This is a genomic window from Mesorhizobium sp. M2E.F.Ca.ET.209.01.1.1 (assembly GCF_004010375.2).
Taxonomy (GTDB): domain Bacteria; phylum Pseudomonadota; class Alphaproteobacteria; order Rhizobiales; family Rhizobiaceae; genus Mesorhizobium.
Window position 1 is genome coordinate 1 of sequence record NZ_SADP02001113.1, and the last position, 294, is coordinate 294.

General features: G+C 64.3%; 1 protein-coding gene. It reads left to right on the forward strand.

Annotated features, from left to right (window positions below; genetic code table 11):
• Nucleotides 1–294, forward strand: a 294-nt coding sequence (locus tag EN852_RS39345) for an SRPBCC domain-containing protein (protein ID WP_189546640.1), incomplete at both ends; no start/stop codon positions are given.

Consider the following 294-nt stretch of genomic DNA (forward strand, 5'->3'; position numbering starts at 1 on the left):
CCGATCTGGTGGCAGCAGCCTCGTCGTCATGGCCGGTCCTGACGGCGATGAATTCCCCAATCCCGGGGTTTTCCTGGAAGTCGTTCCCGGCAGGAAGATCATCTTCACCGATGCCTGTACCCAGGCGTGGGAGCCGTCGGAAAAACCGTTCATGACCGGCGTGCTGACCTTCGAGGACGAAGGCGAGGGCAAGACCCGCTACATCGCGCGCGTCCGGCACTGGAGCGTCGCCGACCGGCAGCAGCACGAGGCGATGGGTTTTCACGCGGGTTGGGGGCAATGCACCGACCAGCT